Raw genomic sequence first — 24,786 nt, forward strand, 5'->3', positions numbered from 1 at the left:
CATGTCGGCGGGCCGCGCCGCTGGTCAGCGGCCCGGACGGGTGAGCGTGGCGCCCGTGGACGGGTCGAAGACGTGCAGGCGGCCGGTGTCCACCCACAGCTCCAGCGGCCGGCCCTCGGCGGCCCGGGTCGCGGTGCCGATCCGGGCGACCATCTCGCGTCCGCCCTCGACCGTCCCGACCGCCCCGACCGTCCCGACCGCCCCGACCGTCCCGACCGTCCCGACCGTGAAGTGCGCGAACACGTCCGAGCCGACCGACTCCACCACCTCCACTCCGACCGTCACCGTCCGCCCGCCGCGCGGGTGCTCCAGGAGCGCCGCGTCCTCGAAGTGCTCCGGACGGATGCCCACCACGACCCGGCGCGGCGCGTCGGCCCGCTCCAGCTGCTGCCGCAGCCCGTCCGGCAGTGGCAGCTCGCCCAGTGCGGTGCGCAGCGCGCCGTTCTCCAGCGTGGCGTCCAGGACGTTCATGGCCGGCGAGCCGATGAAGCCGGCGACGAACAGGTTCACCGGGTGGTCGTACAACTCCTGCGGCGCGCCGACCTGCTGGACGACGCCGCCGCGCATCACCACCACCCGGTCGCCGAGGGTCATCGCCTCGACCTGGTCGTGGGTGACGTAGACGGTGGTGGTGCCCAGGCGGCGCTGGAGCCGGGCGATCTGGGTGCGCATCCGGACCCGCAGCTGGGCGTCCAGGTTGGACAGCGGCTCGTCCATCAGGAAGGCCTTCGGCGCGCGGACGATCGCCCGGCCCATCGCGACCCGCTGGCGCTGGCCGCCGGAGAGCTGCGCCGGGCGGCGCTCCAGGTGGTCGGTGAGGTCGAGGATGCGGGCGGCCTCCTCGACCTTGCGGGCGATCTCCGCCTTGTCCGTCCTGGCCAGGCGCAGGGCGAATCCCATGTTCTGGCGGACCGTCATGTGCGGGTAGAGCGCGTAGCTCTGGAACACCATGGCGATGTCCCGGTCCTTCGGGGCGAGGTCGTTGACCACCCGGCCGCCGATCCGCAGGGTTCCGGCGGTGATGTCCTCCAGGCCCGCGATCATGTTGAGGGTGGTGGACTTGCCGCACCCGGACGGGCCGACCAGGATCACGAACTCCCCGTCCCCGATGGTGAGATCGACGCCCCGGACGGCGACCGCGCCGTCCGGGTAGTGCTTGGTGAGGCCGTCGAGGACGAGCTCCGCCATGCGGTCACCCCTTCACTGCGCCGGCGGTCAGGCCGGCCACGATGCGGCGTTGGAACAGCAGCACGAAGACCACGATCGGGACCGTGATCACCATGGCCGCCGCGGCGATCGAGCCGGTCGGCTGCTGGAACTGCGAGCTGCCGGTGAAGAACGCGATCGCCGCCGGGACGGTCCGCGCCGCCCGGGTGGAGGTGAGCGAGATCGCGAACAGGAAGTCGTTCCAGCAGAAGATGAACACCAGGATGCCGGTGGTGAACACCCCGGGCGCCGCCAGCGGGGCGATGACCAGCCGGAACGCCTGCCAGGGCGTGGCGCCGTCCACCCGGGCGGCCTTCTCCAGGTCCCAGGGGATCTCCCGGAAGAACGCCGACAGGGTGTAGATCGCCAGCGGCAGCGAGAAGGTCATGTACGGGATGATCAGGCCCGGCCAGGTGTCGAACAGGCCCAGGACGCGCTCGATGTCGAAGAGCGGGGAGACCAGGGAGATCGGCGGGAACATCGCGATCAGCAGCGACATGCCGATCAGCAGCCGCTTCCCCGGGAAGCGCAGCCGGGCGACGGCGTAGGCGGCCATCGTGCCGAGGGCGACGGCGATGGTGGTGGCGATGACGGCGATGCCGACCGAGTTGAGCAGGGCGCGGGTGAACTCGGAGGTGCGGAAGATGCCGCGGTAGTTCTCCAGCGTCCAGCGGCGCGGAACGAAGTCGCCGTCGGTGAGGGTGCTCGGGTCCTTGAAGGAGAGTGCGGCGATCCACCAGACCGGGAACAGCGCGTAGAGCACCACGACGAGGTTGACAACCGTCCAGCCGGCGCTGCGCCGGGCGTTGGCGTTCACCGGCCGCCCGCCTCGCCGCCGGGTGCCGCCGCGCCGAAGACCTTGACGAAGACGAGCGCGATCGCCGCCACACACAGGAAGATCAGCACCGAGATCGCCGAGCCGATGCCGAGGTTGAGGGCGGTGAACAGGTTGTCGTACCCGAGGATGGAGACCGAGCCGGTGTCGTTCGAGCCGCCGGTCAGCACGTAGATGTCGTCGAAGACCCGGAACGCGTCGAGGGTCCGGAACAGCAGCGCCACCAGGATCGCCGGCTTCATCAGCGGCAGCACGACCAGGCGCAGCCGCTGCCCGAAGCCCGCGCCGTCCACCTGCGCGGCACGCAGCGTCTCCTCGGGCACGAGGGCCAGACCGGCCAGGAGCAGGAGCGCCATGAACGGCGTGGTCTTCCACACCTCGGCCAGGATGATCAGCCCGATCGCCTGCCAGTGGTCGGTGAGCGGCGCGCTGCCCGGCGGCAGGAGGGCGGCCAGATAGCCGGTGCCGGGCGTCCAGGCGTACTGCCAGGAGTACGCGGAGACCACCGTCACGATGCCGTACGGCACCAGCACGGCGGTGCGGACGGCGCCGCGCCACAGGATCGTCCGGTGCATCACCAGGGCGAGCGCCAGGCCGAGGACCAGCTCGATCGTCACCGAGACCGCCGTGATCAGGACGGTCACCGAGAGGGCCTGCCACCAGTACGGACTCGACAGCACGGCCACGTAGTTGTCGAGCCAGACGAACCGGGCGCGCTGTGGGAAGCGCAGGTCGTAGCGCTGGAGGGAGAGGTAGACGGCGTAGCCGACCGGATAGGCCGTCACCGCCGCCATCACCAGGACGGCCGGGGCGCAGAGCAGCCAGCCGAGGCGGCGCTCCTGGCGGGAGCCGGCACTGGCTCTGGTTGCGCGCGTGGTGGTCGTGAGCGTCACGGGATCAGCCCCTTCGAGCCGAGTGCGTCCCTGATCTGGCCGGACAGGGCGGCGACGGTGCGTTCCGGGTCCACGGCGGAGGGCGGGGAGAGCGCGTGGGCGATGGCGATCGAGACGTTCTGGTAGGCAGGTGTTTGCGGGCGCAGCGAGGCGGAGTCGAGGGCGGCGAGGACGTCGGCGGCGAAGGGATAGCTGCTCGTCAACTCCGGTGCGGTGTAAAGGCTTCGGAGGGAGGGCGGGAGGCCGCCGCGGAGTGCGTTGACGAGTTGGTTGTCGCGGTTTCGCAGGCAGAGCGTCGCCTCGTGGGCGAGTTCGGGGCGCCGGCTGTACGCGCCGACGGCGAGATCGATCCCGCCGATCGTGACGGCGGCCGGCCGGTCCGGCGACACGGCAGGGTAGGGCGCCCAGCGGAAGTGGGCGAACAGGTCGGGCCGGTCGGCCTTCATCGCCGGATAGACGAACGGGTAGTTGAGTTCGAAGGCTGCTGTGCCCGACTCCAGCGCGAGCCGGTTCTGGTCCTCCATCTGGTTGGCGAGGGACGGGTCGGCGGCGGGGGAGTGGGCCAGTTCCCGGATGATGCCGGCGGCCGTGACGGCGGGCGTGCCGAGCGCGGGTGCGGTGGCGTCCGGTGTGAGGACGGCGCCGCCCGCACTGCTGACGAGGGTGTTGAACCAGACGGTCAGGCCCTCGTACTGGGCGCCCTGCACCTCGACGTAGTGCGGCTTGTTGCTCCGGGCGAGGGCGTCCGCCTGCGCGAGCAGGTCGGCCCAGGTGTGGGGCGGGGACGGCGCGAGATCGTCGCGGTACCAGAGGAGTTGGGTGTTCGAGTTGTACGGCGCGGCGTACAGCCGGTCCTTCCAGGTGGCCGTCTTGAGGGCGGCCGGCAGGGTGTCCGCCGCGACCTCGTCCTTCTGCGCCCCGGTCCACTCGCGGATCCAGCCCGCCTCCGCGAACTCGGGTGCCCAGGTGACGTCCAGCCCCATGATGTCCACGCCCGCGTCGCGCGCGGCGAGCCGGCGGACGAGTTGCTGCCGCTGTCCGTCGGCGGTGCGCGGCAGCTTGTTGTACCGGATCGCGTACCGCCCGCCGGAGGCCCGCCCGCAGGCGTCGGCGGCCTGCTGGAGGGCACCGGAGTCGTCGGGGAAGTTGTACCAGTCGAGCGTCGCCGGGCCGGTGCCGGTGCCGCCGCTCCCGCAGGCGGTGAGCGCGAGGGCGAGGGCGAGCACGGCCGTCCGGGCATGCGGGCAACGGCGTTTCGGCATCTCACTCCCGGGCTCGACGGCTCGCGACTCGCCACGCTAGGGCAATGAGCGTGCACGGACGGTGACTTCGCGGCCGTGGCGCGGGGGAGGTGGTTGTGCGGATCCTGCTCATGCGCCCCCTTGGCGCCACGGGCGCCGGGCCGGGGGCTCAGTCCTCCAGGGTGGCCTCGGCGGCGTCGCGGACGTCCGGGTGGGGGTCTGCGGCGAGGGTGGTGAGAAGATCCCGCGTGCCCGGGGTGGACCAACCGCAGACGGCCCAGACGAGGTCCTCGCGGACGGTGGGGTCGGGGTGGGCGGCCAGGTGGGCGAGTCGGTCCAGGGGGCCGCGGCGGCGGAGCGAGAACCAGTGGAGGGCGGCCCGGAGTTCGGTGGGGTCGCCCGGGGTGCCGGCGGCGTCGATGCGGGCGAGCAGGACCCGGACGGGCGGGGGCGGGCCGTCGAGCGGATGCGGGTGGCGTTCGCGCAGGCGGCGGCTGCCGTACCCGCCGCGGATCCGGCAGCCGTAGCAGGTGCAGGGGCGGGTGCCGTGGGCGTTCGGCAGGTAGCGCCAGCCGGTGACCTGGGGTGCGGTGCGGATCCGGTGGATCTCGCGGGTGCTCACCGCGCGGGGCAGGAACACCTCCCAGCCGCGCGGATCCGGCAGCGCGCCGATCCGGCGCACCGCCTCGGCGGCCGGCACCAGGCGCTGGGCGTCCTTGGCGCGGTCCCGGTAGTGCCCGGCCAGGACCGGCTGGTCGTCGGGCAGCCGGACGTGGACGGCGACCAGCCCGCCCCGGGTGCCGAACCGCGCCAGCTCGCGCAGCCACTGGTGGGTGAGGGTGTACGAGGGCAGGACCGGGAAGCAGTACACCCCGCGCACGCCGCCCTGCCCCCGGCTGTCCGCCCGGATGCCGGCCCGGCGGACGCGAGGGGCGCTCGCGGTGGAGGTCAGGTGCACGAACATCGCCATGAGCCGGAATGGTAGCGACCGGCCGGAGATGGTCCGAGGGATTTTCGAGCGCGGCCGCGGGCCGCTACGACCCGCCCGTGCGGCGGGTGATCAGGGACTCCAGGCCGTCGAGGATGCGGGCGAGGCCGAAGTCCAGGCTACGGGCCCATGGTGGCGGCGTAGCTGGTGCGGTCAGTGCGGCGGGGAGATCCGGGTGCCGTTGTCCAGGACCGCCTCGACCTGGACGGTCGCCCGGGCAGGGCGTTCGACGGCGAGGGTGTGGTCGGGGGCGGGGCGGTCGGCGGACCAGTCCGGGGCCTTGACGGTGAGGCGGGTGACGCGGCGGCTGCCGGCGGCGAGCAGGAAGTCCGTCCCCTGCGGGGAGCGCCACCACGTCGTGCCGACGGTGTCCTGCTCGGAGCGGCTGCACGCCCGGCCGGGGCCGCCGCCGGTGCGTTGCGGGCCGCGGGCGGTGGGGAGCAGGACGGCGGTGGCGGCGCTGCCGTCGCCGTTCCAGCGGTCGGCGCGCAGGCACATCCAGGCGGCGGTGCCCGCGTTCTGGGGGAGCGGCTGGACGGCGAACGCCCACAGGTCGAGCTGCTTGACGCCGGGTGTGCCGTCCGGGACGGCGCAGCCGCCGCGGGCCCAGGCCTGGAGCGCGTCGGGGCCGGTGGCCTCGCGGGGTTCGCGGGCGGGCTGGGTGCGGTCCGGCGGCGGGGTGTAGGTGAGGTGGGCGGGCACGAGGCCGCCGAGGTCGGCGAGCAGGAAGGTCTGCTTCTCGGCGATCGCCGGGGAGGAGTGCAGCTGGAGGACGGTGGCGCCCTGGCAGTCGGCGAGGGCGCCGGTCGGGGCCGCTGCGGTGATTCCGTCAGGGTGGTCCAACGGCTGTGCAGGGGCGTCGGGTTGGTCGATCCGGCGGGTCTCGGCGGTGTCCACCCAGGGGGCCAGCAGGTAGCGGGCGGCGGTGCCCTGGCGGCGCAGCACGACCGCGCCCGCCGTCGTCACGTCGGAGTCGTCGGCGCGGGCGAGGTCCAGGCCGCCGCCGCGTCCGTCGGTGTAGCGGGCGAGCCGCTGCTCGTCGTGCAGGACCACCACGGCGGTGCCGTCGACCGTGCCGGCGAACAGCAGCCGGGGCGGGGCGGAGGGCGGCGTGGTGTCCACGCCCGCTTCGGCCCGGGTCTGCGGGCCCGGCTGAGCCCAGGCGGCGAGGGCGCGTCCGAGCAGGGCGGTGTCGTCGCGGCGGTCGCCGCGTGCGGGCCAAGCGGGGAAGCCGGGTTCGGCGGTGTGCTGCCACTGGTCGGCCGCGACCCGTACCAGCCGGGCCGGGTCGGTGGCGGTGCCGCCGGGCGGAGCGGCCGGCGGACGGGCGGCGGGCGCGGCGCCTCCGGAAGCGCCCAGGAGGGTGCTGGTGACGAGCCCGAGGACGGCCACGGCGACCACGGCCGTGAGGATCCGGCGGCGGCGCAGCAGGTCGGTGGGCTGGACACGGACGGCGCACGGGTCGAAGGCCGGCAGCTCCGTACCGAGGAAGAGACCGGACGCCGCCTCGACGGCCTCGTCGGGGCGTTCGACGCCGGCCCGCCGCAGGACGTCGGCCGCGCGCTCCGGCGCCAGCTCCTCGACCGCGAGCAGCGCGAACGCCGCGCGCGCGGGCGCATTGAGTGCGGCGAGCGCCCTGTCCAGCGCCGCGTCCTCCTCGCCGCCGTGCGGGGTGAACAGCCGCAGTCCCCACACCCGGGGCGTCAGCAGTCGGTGCGCGGGGAGCGGGTGCAGGGCGGCGCGCAGGACACGCTGACGCAGCGCGTCGTACACCGGATCCTCGTCGGGGCCCGCCGGTTCGCCGGGCCGGGTCCAGCGGGAGGGCAGGGCGCGCTGGACGGCGGCGTGCGCGGCGAGGACCCGGCTGTGCCGGTCCCGGTCGGCGGGCAGGGCCAGGTACGCGAGCCGGGCCAGCCGCCGGTAGTGGCGCACCAGCGCGGCCTCGGCCTGAGCCACCGGGGGGGCCGTGGCCCCCTGCGGCAGCGGCGCCGTACCCTCTGTCGGTCCTGCCAACGGGCCCTCCCCGGAACCGTCCGTCGTGTCGTGGTGGACGGTCCAACGAGTCGATCATGTGATGGTTGCGCCGTCCGGGGTGGCAATGTGGTGTCCGGGGCTGCAAAGCGCCTGTCAGCACCCGGTTCGACGGCAGGGCCGTAGGTCCCCACCCGTTCAGCCCCTTGGCCCCTGGCGTCCCGCGCCGCCGGGCGCGATGCTGCCGGTACCGGCCGGGAGGAACCGGTCGGACGAGCGTCGTTGGACGAGGTGAACCGGCGTGCGGCATGCCACCGTCGAATCAGTGATGACCAGTCCCGTGGTCCGGGTCGCGCCCGAGACCGGGTTCCGGGAGATCGTCGCGCTGCTGACCGACTACAACATCACCGGGGTGCCGGTGATGGACGCGGAGGGCCGGCCGCTGGGCGTCGTCTCCGAGGCGGACCTACTGCGTACCCTGGCCGCGCAGGAGGACTCGGGCAGCCTGCTGCCGGCGCCGGAGTCGGCGCAGGGCGGCCCGGGCGGCGCGGTCACGGCGGCCGACCTGATGACGATCCAGCCCGTTTGCACCACGCCCGATACGAGCGTGGTCGCGGCGGCCCGGCTGATGAGCCGGCACGGGCTGAAGCTGCTGCCGGTGCTCGACGAGGACGGCCGGGTGATCGGCATGGTGAGCCGTGGGGACCTGCTGCGGGTGTTCCTGCGGGAGGACCACGTGATCCGGCGCGAGATCGTCGAGGAGGTGCTCGGCCGGATCGACGGGGTGAGCCCCGCCGAGATCGGCGTGGAGGTGAACCAGGGCCGGGTGGTGCTCAGCGGCACCGTGCCCGAGCCGCATCTGGTCTCGATCGTGGTGAACCTGTGCCGCTCGGTGGACGGTGTGGTCTCGGTGACCGACCGGCTCGACTCCGGGGGAGCGCCCGCCGGGGTCGGCTGAGCGCCACGCGTCCGGACCGGGACGGCTTCCTCCGCATACTGCGGAGCGTATCGGGTAACTCACTCTGTGTGCCCGGCGGGCAGGACTGCCGGGACAGCGGGGCACCGGGGAGGCGGCCGTGGCAGTCGTGTTCGACGCGGACTTCACTTCGACCAGGCAGTGGATCGCGGGGCGCAGCAGCGCCTATCCCCGGATGGGGCCGACCAATCGCAGCGACCACAAACTCGACTACCTGAGCCGCGCGCTCTGCCCCGGGGGCGTGTTCGCGGCCACCCGTCGGCACGCCGGCGGGCTCTGGACGTGCCACCTGCTCACCACCGAGGGCAGTCCGGAGGGCTTCCAGGTCCGCACCGGGGACGAGCTGTCGGCGCGCATCACGCTGCCCGTCGAGCTGGGCGCCTGGCCGGCGATCTGGACCTGGCGGGACGGCGGCAACGAGGTGGACGTCTTCGAGTACCACCCGGACCACCCGGACCTGCTGGAGATCTCCAACCACGTCCGGGGCGGGTTCCGCTACTGGCACGGCGGCGACAGCGGCATCGCCCCGGGCGGCACCTTCGGCCTGCGGGTGGTGCTGGGCGCGCACTCGGTGGACTGGTACGTCGAGGACGAGCTGGTCTACGCGGACCTGCACGGGGTCGGGCCGGGCTGGCACGCCTACCTGATCGTCAACCTGTCGGTGGCGGACGGGACGTACCACGACCGCCCGCCGCTGGACGGGCCGGACCGGCTGAGCTGGGTCTGCCACAGCCTCACCGTCGAGCGGTGAAGCCGCGTTCTACGGCGGGAACGCGGCGGTGATCGGCCCGCGCGGGCCGGAGCGGCGGAACCAGACGATCCGGCGGTGCGGGCCGATGTGGGCGGGGTGGGTCACGTAGAGGTCGTCGCGCGGGGCGCCCTCGTTGCCCGGCGCGAGGGCGGCGTCCACGGCGTCGGCGGCGATCGAGCGCAGCAGGGCGTGGGCGGTGGCCTCGGCGGCGGCCGGGGCGATGGCGAGGGCGGTGAGTTCGGCCCACAGCGCGCTGGAGACGTAGGAGATCCGGGAGTGGCCGAGCGCCGGGTGGGGGCGTTCGTCCGCGTGGTGCCGGAGCACCCCGGCGGCGACGAGCTGCTCCGCGGAGCGGTCGGCGGCCGGCGGGTGGTGGTCCATGGGCGGCAACGCTACCCCGGCGGGCAGGGCGGTTGGCGCCGGAAGGTTTTCTCACGCTTTCTTCAGGACGCTTCCGCCGATCGCGGGCGCACGATGGTGGTAACGGCGACGGACACCTCGGCGGGCCCCGGTGGGCCGGAGAAGGAGGTCCCGATGAGGCATTGGCACGGCCACGGGCTGGGTGGCTGGGGCATCGGTGTGATGGCGATCGGGATGCTGCTGGTCCTGGTGGTGCTGGTGCTCGCCGCGATCGCCCTGTTCCGGTACGTCTCGCGCTCGCCGCGGCCGCTTCCGCACGGTCCGGCCGCGTCCGGGCCGGTTGCTCCCGGGCCGCGGGCGGCGGCGCCGACGCCGGAGCAGTTGCTCGCGGAGCGCTTCGCGCGCGGCGAGATCGACGCGGAGGAGTACCGGCACAGACTCGACACGCTGCGCTCGGCGAACGGGCCGGGCGGCTGAGGCAGGCAGCTGGGGCGGGCGGCAACGGCAGGGCCCGCCGCACCGGGTGGTGTGCGGCGGGCCCTGCCGTTCTCGTGCTCACTGCCGTCCTGGTGCTTACTCGACGACCAGCTCGACCGGGATGTTGCCGCGGGTGGCGCGGGAGTACGGGCAGACCTCGTGCGCCTGCTTGACCAGCACCTCGCCGGTCTCGCCGGCGAGCGACTCGGGCAGCTCCACGCGCAGCACGACGGAGAGGCCGAAGCCGGCGTCGTCCTTGCCGATGGAGACCTCGGCGGTGACCGAGACCTCGCTGGTGTCGACCCGGGCCTGCCGGCCGACCAGGCCGAGGGCGCTGGCGAAGCACGCCGCGTAGCCGGCCGCGAACAGCTGCTCGGGGTTGGTGCCCTGACCGCTGCCGCCGAGCGCGGGCGGCATCGCCAGGGGCAGGTCGAGCTGTCCGTCGGAGCTGACGGCGCGGCCCTCGCGGCCGTTGGCGGTGGCGGCTGCGGTGTAGAGCGCGTCCATGATCCGTTCCCTTCGGTCCCTGCGGCGGCCTCCCGGGCCGCCCTTCGACGACAATTAGAGCACGCAATTCAATTGCACACAACTGAGTGGCGCGAATGCGATCGGTACCATGGGGGGCATGACCATGTTTCCCGGGCTCCCCGACGTGGCGGACGAGGAACTGCTCCGCCTCGACCAGCAGATCTGCTTCTCGCTGAACGCGGCCTCGCGCGCCTTCGGCGGCGTCTACCGGGTGCTGCTCAAGGACCTCGGGCTCACCTACCCCCAGTACCTGGTCCTGCTGGTGCTCTGGGAGGACGGCGAACTGCCGGTCAAGCGGATCGGCGAGCGCCTGCGGCTGGACTCCGGCACGCTCTCGCCGCTGCTCAAGCGGCTGGAGGCGGCCGGCCTGGTGCGCCGCGAGCGCAGCCCGGAGGACGAGCGGTCGGTCACCGTCGCGCTCACGGCGGAAGGCGCCGCGCTGCGGGAGCGGGCCGGGCAGGTCCCGCGCCGGCTGCTCGTGGCGACCGGGCTGCCGGTCGAGGACCTGGCCGCGCTGCGGGCGCTCCTGGACCGGGTGACGGTCGCGCTGGACGCGGCCGTCGTCGAGCCGGTCGAGTAGGCGTGCACGCCGCGGGTCAAGTCGGCGGACCGCCGAGTGTGATCTGCGTCACTGCTCGCTGTGCCCCGCGGGCCCGGTGAGCACGAACCGGCAGGTCAGCACCGGTGGTCGGAACTGAACGGAAGCGGTCGTTAATTGCCCCTCGGTTCGGGTCAACAACCCGCTTCTCCAGGACGGTTACAGCACGAGCCCCCGACGGGGCCGTCGGCGCGCCACCTGGCGGGCCGGCCAACCGATCCACCGAAAGGGGGAGGCGTGTGCTGAACACCCCCGGGCCGGACGAGGACCACGAGGTGCGGACGGACCCGCTCGACCGCCTGCCGGCCGACTTCGAGGTCTTCTTCACCCGCGAGAACCCCGGCTACCTCCGCTACGCGCAGCAGCGCCTGCGCCACCGCGAGGACGCGCAGGACGCCGTCCAGAACGCCGGCACCGCGCTCTACCAGAACTGGCGCCGGGCGCTCGCCAGCGCCGATCCGCGGGCCTTCGCGTTCAAGATCCTCAAGGACGCGATCGTGGACGTGATGCGCGAGCGCCGCCGCGCCGAGCGCAAACGGCAGCGGGTGATCGCCCAGCACCACCCCGACACCAGCCAGGACGAGCTGGACGAACTCGCCGAACTCGACGCCCTGGACTGGGCGATGGAGGAACTCGCGCGCAGCGCCCCGGTCCAGGCCGACGTGGTCCGGCTGCGCCAGGCCGGCCTCTCCTACCCGGACATCGGCCGTGCCCTCGGCATCGCGCACACCACCGCCCGCACGTACTACAGCCTCGGCCGCCGCCACCTGGAGTACCTGCTGGAGCACGCCGGCGGCACCGAGCCGGGCGACGGGCAGGCGGCGGAGTGAACCTCACCGACCTGTTGCAGGCAGACTCCGCCGGACTGGACCAGGAGTTCCGCGATCACGACCCGGCGGCCTTCACCCGGCGGCTGGCCGAGCGCCTGGCGTCCGGACGTCCCCCGCCCGCCGGGCGGGAACGGATCGTCCGTCCGCCCGCCGCCCGCCGGGCGGGAGAGCGGCGGGCCGGCGCCCGCCGGGCCGAACTCCGGCGCGACCTACGGCACTTGTGCGGCGGCGTGGCGGGCACGGTCGACCCGGGCGAACTCGCGCTGGACCTGGAGCTTGCCGAGAAGGCGGCGCTGCGCACCCTCGGCTGCCTCCTCTACGGCATGGGCCGGACCGCCGACGGCGTGTTCTGGTGGCGGATCGCCGCCGAGTTCGGCGACCAGCTGGCCGTGCACTGCCTGGCCGTCCACTACGCGGCCGAGGGCCAGGACGGGGACGCGGCCCGCTGGGCCGTCCAGGCGCAGGACCTCAGCGGCCCGGGCCGGCTGCCCGCCCTCGCCCCCGACGTCCGGCCGGGCGGGGCGGCGGAGCTGGTACGGGTGCTCGCGGAGCGCTTCGACGGCGAGATCGTGCTGACGCTGCGGGAGATACCGGCCGTGCGCGCCGCCCCGGACGTCGGGCGGCTGGGCGTCCGGGCCGTGCGGGGGAGGGGGCCGGGGCGGATCCGGTGACGGGGTTCTGCTGGGCAGCTGCCGATTCTCATGGGAACGGCCCCCGCCCGCACCCTCAGGCGCAGGCGGGGGCCGTTCCCGCGCTCCTAGCCCTTCTTGGAGAAGAAGTCGTACAGGCCCGCCGCGACGTCGTCCAGGTACGGACCGGCCTGGTACTTCTGCGCGCCGTCGTTGCCGACCGACACGTTGCTGACCAGGGCCGGCTTGCCGTCCTTGGTCGCCAGCCAGCCGCCACCGCTCGACCCGCCCGTCATCGAGCAGCCGATGGCCAGCATCGGCGGGCGCGTGGGGTCGAAGGACATGCGGGAGGGCTTGCCGCCCTGGCAGTAGTTCAGCTCCCGGCCGTCGAACGGGGGAGCGGCCGGGTAGCCGTAGTTGGTGATGCTCAGCTGGTCGCGCGGGGCGTTGAACCACACCGGCAGCGCGCCGCCGACCGTCTCCTCCAGCGACTTGCCGCTGTCGTTCTCCGGCTTCACCCGCAGGATCGCGAAGTCGTACTGCGCGGCCGGGCCCACCTCGCCGCCCTCGGCCTTCCAGACCGGGGAGGTGACGTAGTTGGCCGCGTCCCAGGCACCGAACGGCGCGTACTGCGAGACCTCGGTCGGCCGCTTGCCGTTGCTCACGTCGCCGCCGGCGTTGAAGTCGGGGATGAAGACGATGTTGCTGTTGAACGTGGAGTCCTTGCCCTGGTGGGCGCAGTGCCCGGCGGTCCACACCAGGTTGCTCTTGCCGGGGTGCGCCGGGTCGGCCACGACGGTGCCGGAGCACACGTAGTGCTGGCCGAGCTTGCCGGGGTCGGTGGTCTCGGCCCCGGGCTTGTCGAAGAAGATCTTGCCGAACACGGCCAGGTTCTTGGCGTACGGGTGCGGCGCCGCCTGGGCGTTGACGGTCTGCGGCGGCGCGTCGTTGCCGCCGTCGGCGGGCGGCTGGGTGGTCGGCTGCGCGGGCTGCGGCGCCTGGCTGGTCGGCTGGGGAGCCTGGCCGGTGGGCTGACCGGCCGGTGCGGGCGTCGGCGGCTTCAGCGCATCGACGGGCTTGGCGCTGAGGAGCTTCTCAAGGGTCCAGTAGCCCTTGGCGGCGGCCGGAGCGGCGTAGTCCTTCGCCCACTTCTCCCAGTCCGCGGCCTTCCACTTCTTGAGGTCCGCGAGGTTGGCCGGCAGCCCGAGCCCGGCGGCCCCGGCGGTGGCCGCGGCCGTGGTCGCGGCCGTGGTGGAGGCGGCTCCGGTGGCCCCCGTGGCCGCCGCGTCGCCGGGGCTGTTGTCCGGCCCGCAGGCGGACGTGCCGAGGAGAGTCAGCGCCAGCGCGGACGCCCCGAGGGCGGCGCGAAAGGTGCGCTGGGTACGACGTATCGATGACATGGACGTTCTTGTCCCCCGTGTATGACGGCCCGGCACGGTAGCGGCAGTGCCGGGTATTGCGCAGAGGAGTATGTCATCAACCGTCAGACCCGCGCTCACCTGGTCGAAGGGACGAGACGCGTGGGCCTCGCAGCGCGGCTCAGGCGAGACCGGTGAGGGCGTCGCCGACGTAGTCGGCGCCGAGGACGGCCAGGACCGTGGTCGTGATCGCGACGTTGTGTGCGGCCAGCCAGGCCTTCCACTCGCCGAGCACGCGGCCGGAACGGTCGCCGCCCAGCAGGTGCACCCCGAGCGGGAGCAGCGTGCAGAGCGAGCCGATGAGGACCATCAGCGCGGCGGCCACGGCCTTGCCGCCCCCGCTCGCGCTGCTCGCCGCGATGGACGCGGCGCCGCCGACGGCCGGCCCGAGGTTCTTCGGGGTCGCGGCGACGAGCACGACCGCGAGCCCGGCCGACCTGGCCGCCGTCAAGCGGTCGGCCGCCCGCATCCAGCCCGGCGGCGGAGTGACGTGGCCGGTGCGCGGCCGGCCCCGCCACTGCCTGAGCGCCAGCAGTACGAACAGGACGCCGAGCGCGAGCTGCAGCCAGGACGACCAGGTCGCCATCCTGCCGTCCGAGCTCAGCCCGCCGGTCGAGCCCAGTCCGCAGCCGGCCGTCACCACGACGGCCACGACCGCCGTCAGCGTGCCCACCCACCCGGCGGTGAAGGCGAGGCCGTTGGCCCGGCCGCGCGGGGTGGCCAGCATCAGGATCACCGCGATCAGCGTCAACGGGCTGATCGCGACACCCACCGCCGACGCCAGCATCGAGCCGACTGCCTCGCCCATCCCCGCTCCCGCTCTCTCGCCGGGTCCAAGGTCCGTCCCGCCCGCCGCCGGGCACACCGTGTCCCATTCAGCTACGGCCGGGCCCGCCGTGCACGACCGGGCGGCCATCCGGGTGGGGCCCGCCGGGCCCGGGCTCGGCCCGGGCGGGCTCACCTCTTCGACGGCCTCGTCGGCCGGTGCGAGTACGGCTGCGGGCCGCGGCACTGTGCGTGCAGCGGCCCGCAGGCGCTCGGACGATCCGTCAGGCGATCCGTCCGGGGATCCGTCAGTCGGTGCCCGACTCGATCGCCGCGAGGTCGAGGGCGGTGGAGTCCGCCGCCACGGCGTCCGCGTCCTCGCTGCCCGCCGCGATCGGCGCCGCCCCGCCCGGTGCCAGCTCGCCGATCAGGCCGCTCCAGGGCGCGAGCTGCCCGTGCCCGGCGTACTGCTCCAGCTTGGCGCGCGAGTCGGCGATGTCGAGGTTGCGCATGGTCAGCTGGCCGATCCGGTCGTCCGGGACGAACGCGGCGTCGACGCTGCGCTCCATGGACAGCTTCTCGGGGTGGTAGCTGAAGTTCGGGCCCTGGGTGTCGAGCACCGAGTAGTCCTGGCCGCGGCGCAGCCGCAGCGTGACACTGCCGGTGACGGCCTGGCCGACCCACTTCTGCAGGCTGTCGCGCAGCATGAGCGCCTGCGGGTCGAACCAGCGGCCCTCGTACAGCAGCCGACCGAGCCGACGGCCCTGGGTGTGGTAGGTGGCGAGGGTGTCCTCGTTGTGGATCGCGTTGAGCAGCCGCTCGTAGGCGATGTGCAGCAGCGCCATGCCGGGCGCCTCGTAGATGCCGCGGCTCTTGGCCTCGATGATGCGGTTCTCGATCTGGTCCGACATGCCGAGCCCGTGCTGCCCGCCGATGCGGTTGGCCTCGTGCACCAGCTCGACGGCGCTGCCGAACTCCCGGCCGTTGATCCGGACCGGGCGGCCGAACTCGAAGTCGACGGTGACGTCCTCGGTCCGGATGTCGACCGACGGGTCCCAGAAGGCGACGCCCATGATCGGGGCGACGATCTCCATCGAGGCGTCCAGGTACTCCAGCCGCTTGGCCTCGTGGGTGGCGCCCCAGATGTTGGCGTCGGTGGAGTAGGCCTTCTCGGCGGAGTCGCGGTAGGGCAGGTCGCGCTCGGCGAGCCACTCGGACATCTCCTTGCGGCCGCCGAGCTCGGTGACGAACGCCTGGTCCAGCCACGGCTTGTAGATCCGCAGGCTGGGGTTGGCGAGCAGGCCGTAGCGGTAGAACCGCTCGATGTCGTTGCCCTTGTAGGTGGAGCCGTCGCCCCAGATCGAGACCTCGTCCTCGTGCATGGCACGGACCAGGAGGGTGCCCGTCACGGCACGGCCGAGCGGGGTGGTGTTGAAGTACGTCTGCCCGGCGGAGCGGATGTGGAAGGCGCCGCACGCGAGCGCGGCCAGGCCCTCCTCGACCAGCGCCGCCCGGCAGTCGACGAGCCGCGCCTGCTCGGCCCCGTAGGAGCGGCCGCGCTCGGGCACGTCGGCGAGGTTCGGCTCGTCGTACTGGCCGATGTCCGCCGTGTACGCGTACGGGATGGCCCCGTGCTCGCGCATCCACGCGACCGCGACCGAGGTGTCCAATCCACCGGAGAATGCGATGCCGATCCGTTCACCGACCGGCAGCTTGCTCAAGACCTTCGACATGCGTGCACCCTAGACCCGCAGCGTGCGGGCCCCTGACTTAGCGACGTGTGGGCGGTTTCGGCACTGGTTCCGACACCGGCACCCTGGCATAGGTTTGCAGAGTACCGCAAGAGAATACGATCGCGGCGGCCGGGGCCGGCCGCCACGACCGGGTGCCGGCCGTCAGGGCTTGCGGCCGACGCCGGCGTACATCCAGCGGGTGGTGTGCTCGGTGGGACCGTCCGGGCGCCAGAGCGGGACGAAGTCGACGCCGGGCGTCAGCAGTTCCCAGCGCTCGAAGAACGCCTCGACCTCGGCCCGGCCGCGCCCGTTGATGTTCGACGCGGTGTTCTCCCAGGTCTTCGCCACCTCGGCGGCCCGCTGCGGGTTGCCCTCGCCGGTGCTGTGCGAGAGCAGGAGGTGGCTGCCCGGTGCGACCCGGCTGTGGACCGCCCGGACCGCGGCGGCGGCCTGCGCGTCGTCGACGAAGTGCAGAACGGCGAGCAGGAGGACGGCGACCGGCTGGGACAGGTCGATCAGCGAGCGCAGCTCGGCGCGGTCCAGCAGCTCCTCCACGTCGCGGAGATCGCCGGTCAGGACGGTGGTGCTGCGGTTGTCCGCGAGCAGGGCCCGGCCGTGGGCGAGGACGATCGGGTCGTTGTCGATGTAGACGACGCGCGCGTCCGGGGCCAGTTCCTGCGCCACCTCGTGCACATTGCCGCGGGCGGGCAGGCCGGAGCCGATGTCGATGAACTGGCGGACGCCGGCCTCGACGCAGTACCGCACCGCGCGGCGCAGGAAGGCGCGGTTCTCACGGGCCGCCTCCGGGATGTCGGGCGCGGCGGCGATTGCGTGCTCGGCCGCGACGCGGTCGGGCGGAAAGTTGTCTTTTCCGCCGAGCCAGTAGTCGTAGATCCGCGCCGGGTGCGGGCGATCGGTCTGGAGATCTCTCTGCGGATCCGTCCGGAGATCCGTTTGGGGATCCGTCTGGAAATCTGCCCGGAGATCTGTCTTCCTGGCGTTGTCGGCGTCGAACATCCGGTCCCCTCCGCGGAACTGAGCGGCTGTCATCCGGCGGACGCGCAGCCAATCGAACGTCCGCGCATGATAGCGGCCCGGCCGGAGCTCAGGCGGGCACCGGGGCCCGGCGGCGCAGCCAGCGGGAGCGGGAGGCCAGCACTCCGAGGCCGAGGGCGATGAGATGGCCGGCGTCGGCCAGTTCCTGGTCCAGTGCCCACGCGGCGGCCAGGGCCAGGGCGAGCACCGGCAGGCCGTACCTGCGCAGCGGTACCGGGCCCAGGGCGAGCAGGCAGGCCCCGGTGGCGACCAGGCCGTAGCTGATGCCGACGTCACGGGCGCGGGACAGCGCCCCCGGGATCCGGGCGGTGAGCATCACCCACATCGCCCCCTCGGTGAGGAGCGTGGCGCCCAGGTGCCCGAAGACGAACACCGCCCCGGCCCGGACGGCCCCCCAGCGCCACTCGGCCAGCCCGAGCACGACGGCGACCGCCGCGATCCCGGCCCACGCCGGCACTCCGTCGACGACCAGCCCGCTGGTGAACAGCGTCCACCACTTGCCCACCTCCATGTGGTGGACGTTGCTGCTGTTGTGCCGCACGAACCGGGCCCGCTCGCCCCGGCTCTGGCTCGCGAGCCAGCTCGCCGTGGCGGTGAGCAGCAGCACGTACACGGCGGTGAGTCGAAGCCGGGCCACCACCCGCAGCACCGGCCCGCGCCTGCCTTCGGCGTCCTGCCGTTCGTCCAGCGCCGTCGCGCTGCGATCCCTCATACTGCCTGCCTGCCGTTCCCGCCGTCCGGTGAAGCCCACCCGGGCCCCTGCCGGTCTCCCGGCAGTACGTTGGCAGCCTATCGGCGCCGGGCGGGTGCTCTGATCAGGCCGCGAGGCCCGGCAGCACCTCGGCCCCCGGGAGCTGGGCCAGCGCCGGGCCCGGCAGGATCAGCTTGCCCCGGCGGAGCCCGCTGCCGACGAGCACGTGCGGGGCGGCGGCCACCGCCTCGTCGATCAGCAGCGGCCAGGCGGCGGGCAGTCCGACGGGGGTGATGCCGCCGTACTCCATGCCCGTCCCGGCGACGGCGGTGTCCATGGGCGCGAACGAGGCCTTGCGCGCCCCGAGATGCCTGCGCACCACCTGGTTCACGTCCAGCCGGGTCGTCGCGAGGACGAGGCAGGCGGCCAACGTGACCTCGCCGCCGCGCTTCGCCGCGACGACGACACAGTTCGCCGAGCACTCCGGCGGCGCGTCGTAGGCCTCGCAGAACACTGCCGTGTCCGCCTTCTCCGGGTCGGTGTCCACGTACAGCACCGAGCCCGCCGCTTCCCAGTTCTTCAGCGCATCCGCCACGGGAGCGGCGAGCTCGTCACACGCCTCCAGAGCGGCGCGGACGACAGGGAAGGTGCCGAAGGGGGCGCGGAGTTGATCGCTCATGGCCCGACTGTAGCGAACGCAGAACGTGACCGATGCCGTTGGTGCGCCCCGGCCGGCGGCAGCCGGGGCGTGGGGTACGGGGTGTGGGGTTATGGGGCGATGCGTTGCGCCAGGCAGAGTTGCCGCGTCCGGGCACGCCGCTGACCTGCGAGTCTTGACCCTTACCCCACGTCAGGCCGCACGGTGGGGCGTAGCGGAACGGCACGGACGCACGGGGGAACGATGAGCTGGTCGGTGGGGCAGGTCTCCGGATTCGCCGGAGTCACGGTGCGGACCCTGCACCACTACGACCGGTCCGGGCTGCTGTCGCCCAGCGACCGCAGCCCGGCCGGCTACCGGCTCTACAGCGCCGCAGACCTCGCCCGGCTCCAGCAGGTCCTCTTCTACCGGGAACTCGGCTTCCCGCTCGACGAGATCGCCACCATCCTGGCGGACCCGCAGGCCAACGCGCTCGACCACCTGCTGGCCCGGCGCCGGGCGCTCACCGAGCAGATCGCCCGGCTGCAGAAGCTCGTCGAGGTCGCCGAGCGGGCGATCGAGGTCCGCAACCTCGGGATCGACCTGACACCCGAGGAGCGCTTCGAGGTCTTCGGCGACGTCGTCTTCGACCTCAGCTACGCCACCGACGCCCACCTCAAGTGGGGCGACCGCGAGGGCCACCAGGAGTCCCTGGCCCGCGCGGCGGCCCACTCCAAGGAGGACTGGCGGCAGTTGATGGCCGAGGCCGGGGTCTGGCGGGCGAAGCTGCTCGTTGCCTTCGACCGGGGCCTGTCGTGGGAGAACGAGAAGGTGCTGGACCTTGCCGAGGAGCACCGGCAGCACATCACCCGCTGGTTCACGCCGTGTCCGCCCGAAATGCACTGCCGGATCGCCGACGACTACGAGGCGGACGCCCGGGCGTTCGCCCTCGTCGTGCCGGCGGCCGAGCAACGCCCCGGCCTCGCCGCCTACCTCCGCGCGGCCATCGACGCCAACGCCGCGCGCCGGGCGGGGGAGACGGCCGATCCGTCGCAGGCACAGCACGTGAACGACGCGAAGGAAGATCAGTGAAGATCCTCATCATGGCGGCCGGCTCACACGGCGACGTCGCCCCCTACACCGGCCTCGGCGCCCACCTGCGGGCGGCGGGCCACGAGGTCGCGCTCGCCGCGCCCGAACCGTTCGGCGGTCTGGTGGCGGACAGCGGCCTCGAGTTCCGGCCGCTCCCCGCCGACCCGCGCGGCTCGACGGGTGAGCGCTCGAACCTGCTCGCCAAGGCGGCCGCGTTCATCGGGCGCCTTGGTGACGGGCTCGCCGACGCCGCCGCGCCCGGCGCCGACCTGCTCCTTCTCGCCACCACCACCGCCCCGCTCGGCTGGCACCTCGCCGAGGCGATGAACGTGCCGAGCGTCGGCGTCTACCTGCAACCCACCCTGCCCACCGGCGAGTTCCCGCCGGTCGTCGGCGGCACCCGCTCGCTCGGCCGCTGGGGCAACCGGGCCGCCGGCGCCGTCGGCCAACGGGTCGTCGACCGCCTCCACACCGACGCCGCCCGCCGCCTGCGCACCCGCCTCGGCCTGCTCCCGCTCGCCCAGGGCGCCCAGCGGCGCGCCCGCGAACGCGAGAACTGGCCCGTCCTGCACGGCTTCAGCCCGACCCCTGTCCCACGCCCGGCCGACTGGCGGGACGGCCTGCGGGTCGTGGGCACCTGGTGGCCGTACGTGGCACCGGACTACCGGCTGCCCCGCGAGGTCGAGGACTTCCTGCAGGCCGGGCCGCCGCCGGTGTTCATCGGCTTCGGCAGCATGGCGGCGGGGGACGGCGAGCGGCTGAGCGCGCTCGCGGTCGACGCCCTGCGGAGGGTGGGTATGCGGGGCGTCGTGCAGGCCGGCTGGGCGGGGCTGGCCGGTGATGGGGACGGGGTCTTGACGGTCGGCGAGATCCCGCACGCCCACCTTTTCCCGCGCATGGCCGCTGTCGTCCACCACGCCGGCGCGGGGACCTCGGCGGCCGCCCTGCGCGCGGGCGTCCCCAGCGTGCCGGTCCCGGTGATGGCCGACCAGCCCTTCTGGGCATCCCGCCTGGCCGGCCTCGGCGCGGCGCCGGCCCCCGTCCCGTACGCCACGCTCACGGCGGAGGGCCTGGCCGACGCCATCCGGCAGGCCGTCGAGGAGCGGGAGTTTCGGATACGCGCGGAGGCGGCGGCGCGGGAGATGGCGAAGGAGGACGGCGCGACCCGTGTCGCGGAGGTGGTGGCGGGGCTTGCCGGGTGAGAGGTGTGTGGCTCGCGGTCCTTCATCTGCGAACACTGCGGGCTGATCATCGACCGCGATGAGAACGCCGCGCTCAACCTCGCTTCCCTCGTGAAGCGCCACGTCGCCGGGAGTGGCCCGGAGACGCAAAACGAACGTGGAGCCGACGGTAAGACGGGACCTCGTCCCGCTGGTGGCCGCGAAGCGTCTACCTTGCGCCGGCCTCCCAGCCGGGCCAGACAAGGACCTTTGCCCAGAAACGGGCAAATCCCTGAGGTCTACTGATGTCTCAAGGAACGGCTATCCTCGGCCGGTCGAGCCGGTACGGGACACCGGTATTCCGAACGGAGTGGGGGACGCGGGGTGGAGCGGCTGCCGGACGAGGACCAACTGGGCGGCATGCGTCCGCTGCTGGAGGCGGGTGAGGCGATCCTCGGCCACGAGCCGCGGGGCGGGTTCGCCGACCGCTGCTGGGTGCTCCACACCTTGCACCTCGACGGGAAGCCGGTGCGCTGGGCCGACGTTCTGGCGGCGCACGGCCGACGGCTGGCGGACTGGCCGTACACGCCGTCGTACCTGGTGTTCGACGGTATCCGGCCCGCGGGCCTCGAACTCCCCGAGCTCGGCGTGCCGGACCGGGACTGCCTGGCCCGGCTGGTCGAGGTCCTGGCGCGGCACAGCGCCGACGGGCCGGCGACGGAGTGCTATTGGGCGCAGGCGGCGATCGAGGACGCGGGGGAACCCGTCCCGGCCCACCGGGGGCGACTCGACCAGGCAGTTGAGCACCACGAGGCGCGTCCGGGCGGGATGCAGTTCCCGGCGCACTGGTGGCCGCTGGATCGTTCCTGGTTCGTCCTCACCGACTGGGACCTGAGCGCGACCGAGGTGTTCGGCCCCTCCGCCCTGATCGCCGATCTCCTCGCGGACGAGGTCTTGGACGCCGTCCGGCACCCGAGCATCGCCGAGGTGGAGGGCAACCGCGCGGCGTGGCCGGAGTGATCGAGCTGCCGGACGGCTCGTGGTGGGACTGGGACGTGCTGTCCTGGCGCCCGGGTGAGCTGCGCCTGGCCGCCGGCCACGACCTGGCGTACCACCACGGGCTGGAGCTGGTGTTCACCGACCCGCTCTACGCCGTGTGCCCGGCGGCGTTCCAGGACCCGGTGTTCCGCGCGCCGACGCCGGACGAGGCGGCGCTGGTGGCGCGGCGGTGCGGCGAGACGCCCGGCGTGCTGGTCGCGTTCGAGGCGGACGGCGGGGGCCCGGAGCCGGTGTCCGGGCTGATCGCGGCGGGCGGGCTGGAGGTCGTCCGCGGGCTCGTGCTGCGGCACGGGCACCGGCAGCGCCGCTGAAACCGGCCGACCGCAACCGGCCGGCCGACTGAAACCGGCTGGCCGCCCGGACACGCCGCCGCGAGGATACGGACATGCGCACCTTCGAAGAGCTGATCGCCGAGGCCGAAGCGGTGTCCGTGGCCGGCTGGGACTTCTCCTGGATGGACGGCCGCGCCACCGAGGAACGGCCGTCCTGGGGCTACCAGCGCCTGCTGGGCGAGCGGCTGGCCCGGGTCTCCGCCGCGTTGGACGTCCAGACCGGGGGTGGTGAGGTGCTGGCCGGGGCCGGGAGCTTCCCGCCGGTCATGGCGGCCACCGAGTCCTGGGCGCCGAACGTCGCCCGGGCGACGAAGCTGCTGCACCCGCTGGGCGCGGTGGTCGTCGCGGATCCGGACGAGCCGCCGCTGCCGTTCGCCGACGAGGCGTTCGACCTGGTCAGCAGCCGGCACCCGGTGCGGGCGTACTGGACGGAGATCGCGCGTGTGCTGCGGCCCGGCGGTACGTACTTCGCGCAGCACGTCGGGCCGGCGTCCGGGTTCGAGCTGGTCGAGTACTTCCTCGGGCCGCAGCCCGGGGCGCGGAAGGCCCGCCGGCCCGAGGACGAGAGCGCCGCCGCGCGGGCCGCCGGGCTGGAGGTGGTGGACCTGCGGTCGGAGCGGCTGCGGATGGAGTTCTTCGACGTCGGCGCGGTGGTGTACTTCCTGCGCAAGGTGATCTGGATGGTGCCGGGCTTCACCGTCGGGGCGTACCGGGAGCGGTTGCGCGAGCTGGACGCCCTGATCCGCGCGGACGGGTCGTTCGTCGCGCACTCGGCGCGCTTCCTGATCGAGGCCCGGAAGTCGTGATCGGCGCAGGGAAGTCGTGATCGGCGCAGGGAAGTCCTGATCGAGGCCCGGAAGCCGGGCGGCCCCCGCGCGCAGCGGGGACCGCCCAGGGTCACTCAGGAGAGCCCGACCAGCTCCAGGTAGGAGTCGTTCCACAGGTCCTCGTCCCCGTCCGGCAGCAGCAGGACGCGGTCCGGCCGGAGCGCCTCGATCGCGCCCGGGTCGTGGGTGACCATCACGATCGCGCCCGGGTAGGTGCCGACCGCCGCCAGGACCTCGGCCCGCGAGGCGGGGTCGAGGTTGTTGGTGGGCTCGTCGAGGAGCAGGACGTTGGCGCCGGAGTGGACGAGTCCGGCCAGCGCCAGCCGGGTCTTCTCGCCGCCGGACAGCACGCCGGCCGGCTTGTCGGCGTCGTCACCGCGGAACAGGAACGCGCCGAGGACGTGCCGCAGTTCGCCGTCGGTGAGGGCGGGCGCGGCCTGGGCGAGGTTGTCCCGGACGGTGCGTGCCGGGTCGAGGGTGTCGTGCTCCTGCGCGAAGTAGCCGAGCCGCAGCCCGGGCCCGGGGACGACCCGGCCGCCGTCCGGGGTCTCATGGCCGGCCAGGATCCGCAGCAGGGTGGTCTTGCCTGCGCCGTTGAGGCCGAGGATCACCAGCCGGGTGCCGCGGTCGACGGCGAGGTCCAGGCCACTGAGGACGGGCCGGCCGGCGTAGGCCTTGGTGAGGCTGATCGCGCCGAGCGGCATCCGGCCGCAGGGCGCGGGCTCGGGCAGCCGGATCCGGGCGGTGCGCTCCGCCCGGCGGACCGGCTCCAGGTCGGCGAGCATCCGGTCGGCGCGCCGGGCCATGCTGCGGGCGGCGGTCGCGGTGGCGACGTTGGCCCGCATCTTGTCGGCCTGGGCGTTGAGGGCGGCGGCCTTCCGCTCGGCGTTGGCCCGCTCGCGGGCGCGGTGGCGCTCGTCGGCGTCGCGCTGGGCGAGGTAGGCCTGCCAGCCGGTGTTGTGGACGTCGAGCGCGGCGCGCTGCGGGTCGAGGTGGAAGACCCGGTTGACGGTGTCGGTGAGCAGGCCGACGTCGTGGCTGATCAGCACGAGGCCGGCCGGGTGGCCGGCGAGGAAGCCGCGCAGCCAGGCGACCGAGTCCGCGTCCAGGTGGTTGGTGGGCTCGTCGAGCAGCAGGGTGCCGTGGTCGGCGAAGAGGATCCGGGCCAGTTCGACCCGGCGTCGCTGTCCGCCGGACAGCGCGCCGACCGGGCTGTCCATGACCCGGGCGGGCAGCCCGAGCCCGGCCGCGACCCGGGCGGTCTCGGCCTCGGCCGCGTAGCCGCCGCGGGACTGGAACGCGGCCTCGGACCGCACGTAGGTGTCCATAGCCCGGCGCTCGGCGGCCGCGCCGTCCGCGCGAGCCATCGCCTCCTCGGCGGTGCGCAGCGCGCGGATGGCGGCGTCGAGGCCGCGCGCGGACAGGATTCGGTCGGTGACGGTGACGGCCGGGTCGGCGGCTCGGGAGTCCTGCGGGAGGTAGCCGACCGCTCCGGTGCGGGTGACCGTCCCGGCGGCGGGCGGCAGCTGCCCGGCGAGGGTGGCGAGCAGGGTGGTCTTGCCGGCGCCGTTGCGGCCGACCAGGCCGATCCGGTCGCCGGGGGCGATGTGCAGGCTGACGTCGGACAGGAGGAGGCGGGCGCCGACGCGCACGTCGACACCACGGGTGGTGATCATGGGATAACGCTCCGAAACAGCGAACGGACACACGGGTGGCGTGGAGGTGGGTCCGTC

At 73.8% G+C, this 24,786-nt stretch carries 27 protein-coding genes; 12 read left to right on the forward strand and 15 right to left on the reverse strand.

The features are described 5' to 3' along the window. Positions 1-24: 24 nt before the first annotated feature. From KV557_RS18520 to KV557_RS44085, 6 genes are all read right to left on the reverse strand, one after another. Positions 25-1,188, reverse strand: a complete 1,164-nt coding sequence (locus KV557_RS18520) for an ABC transporter ATP-binding protein (protein ID WP_218201617.1) — start codon at positions 1,186-1,188, stop codon at positions 25-27. A gap of 4 nt (positions 1,189-1,192) precedes the next feature. After that, positions 1,193-2,023 carry a carbohydrate ABC transporter permease gene (locus KV557_RS18525; RefSeq protein ID WP_218201620.1) on the reverse strand — a complete coding sequence of 277 codons (831 nt, stop codon included), beginning with the start codon at positions 2,021-2,023 and terminating at the stop codon, positions 1,193-1,195. Beyond that, positions 2,020-2,934: a carbohydrate ABC transporter permease gene (locus KV557_RS18530; RefSeq protein ID WP_308129965.1), complete on the reverse strand. Its 915-nt coding sequence runs from the start codon at positions 2,932-2,934 to the stop codon at positions 2,020-2,022. Before KV557_RS18530 ends, KV557_RS18525 begins: the two co-directional genes overlap by 4 nt. Next, a complete protein-coding gene (locus KV557_RS18535; RefSeq protein WP_218201622.1) occupies positions 2,931-4,196 on the reverse strand; it encodes an ABC transporter substrate-binding protein in 1,266 nt (421 codons plus the stop codon). The genes KV557_RS18530 and KV557_RS18535 overlap by 4 nt, the downstream gene beginning before the upstream one ends. Positions 4,197-4,344: 148 nt before the next feature. Beyond that, complete coding sequence (locus tag KV557_RS18540; protein WP_218201624.1) at positions 4,345-5,145, reverse strand: HEAT repeat domain-containing protein; 801 nt, start codon at positions 5,143-5,145, stop codon at positions 4,345-4,347. Positions 5,146-5,316: 171 nt separating this feature from the next. Then, positions 5,317-7,119: a hypothetical protein gene (locus KV557_RS44085; protein ID WP_218201625.1), complete on the reverse strand. Its 1,803-nt coding sequence runs from the start codon at positions 7,117-7,119 to the stop codon at positions 5,317-5,319. A 343-nt stretch (positions 7,120-7,462) separates the two neighbouring features. Between KV557_RS44085 and KV557_RS18550 the strand changes: the two genes are divergently transcribed. Both KV557_RS18550 and KV557_RS18555 read left to right on the forward strand, forming a co-directional pair. After that, complete coding sequence (locus KV557_RS18550) at positions 7,463-8,092, forward strand: CBS domain-containing protein (RefSeq protein WP_256177606.1); 630 nt, start codon at positions 7,463-7,465, stop codon at positions 8,090-8,092. Positions 8,093-8,210: 118 nt separating this feature from the next. Continuing rightward, a complete protein-coding gene (locus KV557_RS18555; RefSeq protein WP_218201630.1) occupies positions 8,211-8,861 on the forward strand; it encodes a beta-glucanase in 651 nt (216 codons plus the stop codon). A gap of 9 nt (positions 8,862-8,870) precedes the next feature. Here the strand turns inward: KV557_RS18555 and KV557_RS18560 are convergent, their stop codons facing one another. Beyond that, positions 8,871-9,242 carry a hypothetical protein gene (locus tag KV557_RS18560; RefSeq protein ID WP_218201632.1) on the reverse strand — a complete coding sequence of 124 codons (372 nt, stop codon included), beginning with the start codon at positions 9,240-9,242 and terminating at the stop codon, positions 8,871-8,873. Between the two features lie 153 nt (positions 9,243-9,395). On the opposite strand from KV557_RS18560, the gene KV557_RS18565 reads away from it, so the two are divergent. Then, positions 9,396-9,698, forward strand: a complete 303-nt coding sequence (locus KV557_RS18565; protein WP_218201634.1) for an SHOCT domain-containing protein — start codon at positions 9,396-9,398, stop codon at positions 9,696-9,698. Positions 9,699-9,794: 96 nt separating this feature from the next. Here KV557_RS18565 and KV557_RS18570 read toward each other — a convergent pair whose 3' ends face one another. Beyond that, the gene (locus KV557_RS18570; RefSeq protein WP_218201635.1) at positions 9,795-10,205 is read right to left on the reverse strand and encodes an organic hydroperoxide resistance protein; all 411 of its coding nucleotides are present in this window, start codon (positions 10,203-10,205) and stop codon (positions 9,795-9,797) included. 118 nt (positions 10,206-10,323) lie between these two features. On the opposite strand from KV557_RS18570, the gene KV557_RS18575 reads away from it, so the two are divergent. From KV557_RS18575 to KV557_RS18585, 3 genes are all read left to right on the forward strand, one after another. Continuing rightward, on the forward strand, positions 10,324-10,806 hold the full coding sequence (locus tag KV557_RS18575; protein WP_305148996.1) for a MarR family winged helix-turn-helix transcriptional regulator: 483 nt from the start codon (positions 10,324-10,326) through the stop codon (positions 10,804-10,806). Positions 10,807-11,063: 257 nt separating this feature from the next. Next, on the forward strand, positions 11,064-11,654 hold the full coding sequence (locus KV557_RS18580) for an RNA polymerase sigma factor (protein ID WP_218201639.1): 591 nt from the start codon (positions 11,064-11,066) through the stop codon (positions 11,652-11,654). Continuing rightward, a complete protein-coding gene (locus KV557_RS18585) occupies positions 11,651-12,325 on the forward strand; it encodes a hypothetical protein (protein WP_218201641.1) in 675 nt (224 codons plus the stop codon). Before KV557_RS18580 ends, KV557_RS18585 begins: the two co-directional genes overlap by 4 nt. 86 nt (positions 12,326-12,411) lie before the next feature. On the opposite strand, the gene KV557_RS18590 is transcribed toward KV557_RS18585, so the two are convergent. The 6 genes from KV557_RS18590 to KV557_RS18615 all read right to left on the reverse strand — a co-directional run bounded on the left by KV557_RS18590 (position 12,412) and on the right by KV557_RS18615 (position 18,625). After that, positions 12,412-13,683, reverse strand: coding sequence for a trypsin-like serine peptidase (locus KV557_RS18590; protein ID WP_218201643.1), 1,272 nt, complete (start codon positions 13,681-13,683; stop codon positions 12,412-12,414). 139 nt (positions 13,684-13,822) lie between these two features. After that, positions 13,823-14,509, reverse strand: a complete 687-nt coding sequence (locus KV557_RS18595; protein ID WP_218201645.1) for a GAP family protein — start codon at positions 14,507-14,509, stop codon at positions 13,823-13,825. 265 nt (positions 14,510-14,774) lie between these two features. Further along, positions 14,775-16,199: an argininosuccinate synthase gene (argG, locus tag KV557_RS18600; protein WP_218201647.1), complete on the reverse strand. Its 1,425-nt coding sequence runs from the start codon at positions 16,197-16,199 to the stop codon at positions 14,775-14,777. A 162-nt stretch (positions 16,200-16,361) separates the two neighbouring features. Further along, positions 16,362-17,216: an SAM-dependent methyltransferase gene (locus KV557_RS18605; protein WP_218201649.1), complete on the reverse strand. Its 855-nt coding sequence runs from the start codon at positions 17,214-17,216 to the stop codon at positions 16,362-16,364. Between the two features lie 88 nt (positions 17,217-17,304). Next, complete coding sequence (locus KV557_RS18610) at positions 17,305-17,967, reverse strand: rhomboid-like protein (RefSeq protein WP_256177607.1); 663 nt, start codon at positions 17,965-17,967, stop codon at positions 17,305-17,307. 103 nt (positions 17,968-18,070) lie between these two features. Next, the gene (locus tag KV557_RS18615; RefSeq protein ID WP_218201651.1) at positions 18,071-18,625 is read right to left on the reverse strand and encodes a YbaK/EbsC family protein; all 555 of its coding nucleotides are present in this window, start codon (positions 18,623-18,625) and stop codon (positions 18,071-18,073) included. 222 nt (positions 18,626-18,847) lie between these two features. Between KV557_RS18615 and KV557_RS18620 the strand changes: the two genes are divergently transcribed. The 6 genes from KV557_RS18620 to KV557_RS18640 all read left to right on the forward strand — a co-directional run bounded on the left by KV557_RS18620 (position 18,848) and on the right by KV557_RS18640 (position 23,032). After that, on the forward strand, positions 18,848-19,675 hold the full coding sequence (locus KV557_RS18620; protein ID WP_218201654.1) for a MerR family transcriptional regulator: 828 nt from the start codon (positions 18,848-18,850) through the stop codon (positions 19,673-19,675). Next, entirely contained in the window at positions 19,672-20,877 is a 1,206-nt protein-coding gene (locus tag KV557_RS18625; protein WP_218201657.1) for a glycosyltransferase, read from the forward strand. The genes KV557_RS18620 and KV557_RS18625 overlap by 4 nt, the downstream gene beginning before the upstream one ends. Positions 20,878-20,880: 3 nt before the next feature. Then, positions 20,881-21,141: a zinc ribbon domain-containing protein gene (locus KV557_RS45130; protein WP_445156343.1), complete on the forward strand. Its 261-nt coding sequence runs from the start codon at positions 20,881-20,883 to the stop codon at positions 21,139-21,141. Between the two features lie 78 nt (positions 21,142-21,219). Continuing rightward, positions 21,220-21,855 (forward strand): hypothetical protein, encoded by a 636-nt coding sequence (locus KV557_RS18630; RefSeq protein ID WP_218201658.1) that lies wholly within the window; start codon positions 21,220-21,222, stop codon positions 21,853-21,855. Then, the gene (locus KV557_RS18635; RefSeq protein WP_218201660.1) at positions 21,843-22,205 is read left to right on the forward strand and encodes a hypothetical protein; all 363 of its coding nucleotides are present in this window, start codon (positions 21,843-21,845) and stop codon (positions 22,203-22,205) included. Before KV557_RS18630 ends, KV557_RS18635 begins: the two co-directional genes overlap by 13 nt. 74 nt (positions 22,206-22,279) lie before the next feature. Next, positions 22,280-23,032, forward strand: coding sequence for a class I SAM-dependent methyltransferase (locus KV557_RS18640; RefSeq protein ID WP_218201662.1), 753 nt, complete (start codon positions 22,280-22,282; stop codon positions 23,030-23,032). A 95-nt stretch (positions 23,033-23,127) separates the two neighbouring features. Here KV557_RS18640 and KV557_RS18645 read toward each other — a convergent pair whose 3' ends face one another. Further along, positions 23,128-24,729, reverse strand: a complete 1,602-nt coding sequence (locus KV557_RS18645) for an ABC-F family ATP-binding cassette domain-containing protein (protein ID WP_218201664.1) — start codon at positions 24,727-24,729, stop codon at positions 23,128-23,130. Between the last annotated feature and the right edge of the window lie 57 nt (positions 24,730-24,786).

The sequence above is a fragment of the Kitasatospora aureofaciens genome (assembly GCF_019192735.1).
In the GTDB taxonomy this organism is placed as follows: Bacteria; Actinomycetota; Actinomycetes; order Streptomycetales; family Streptomycetaceae; genus Kitasatospora; species Kitasatospora aureofaciens_A.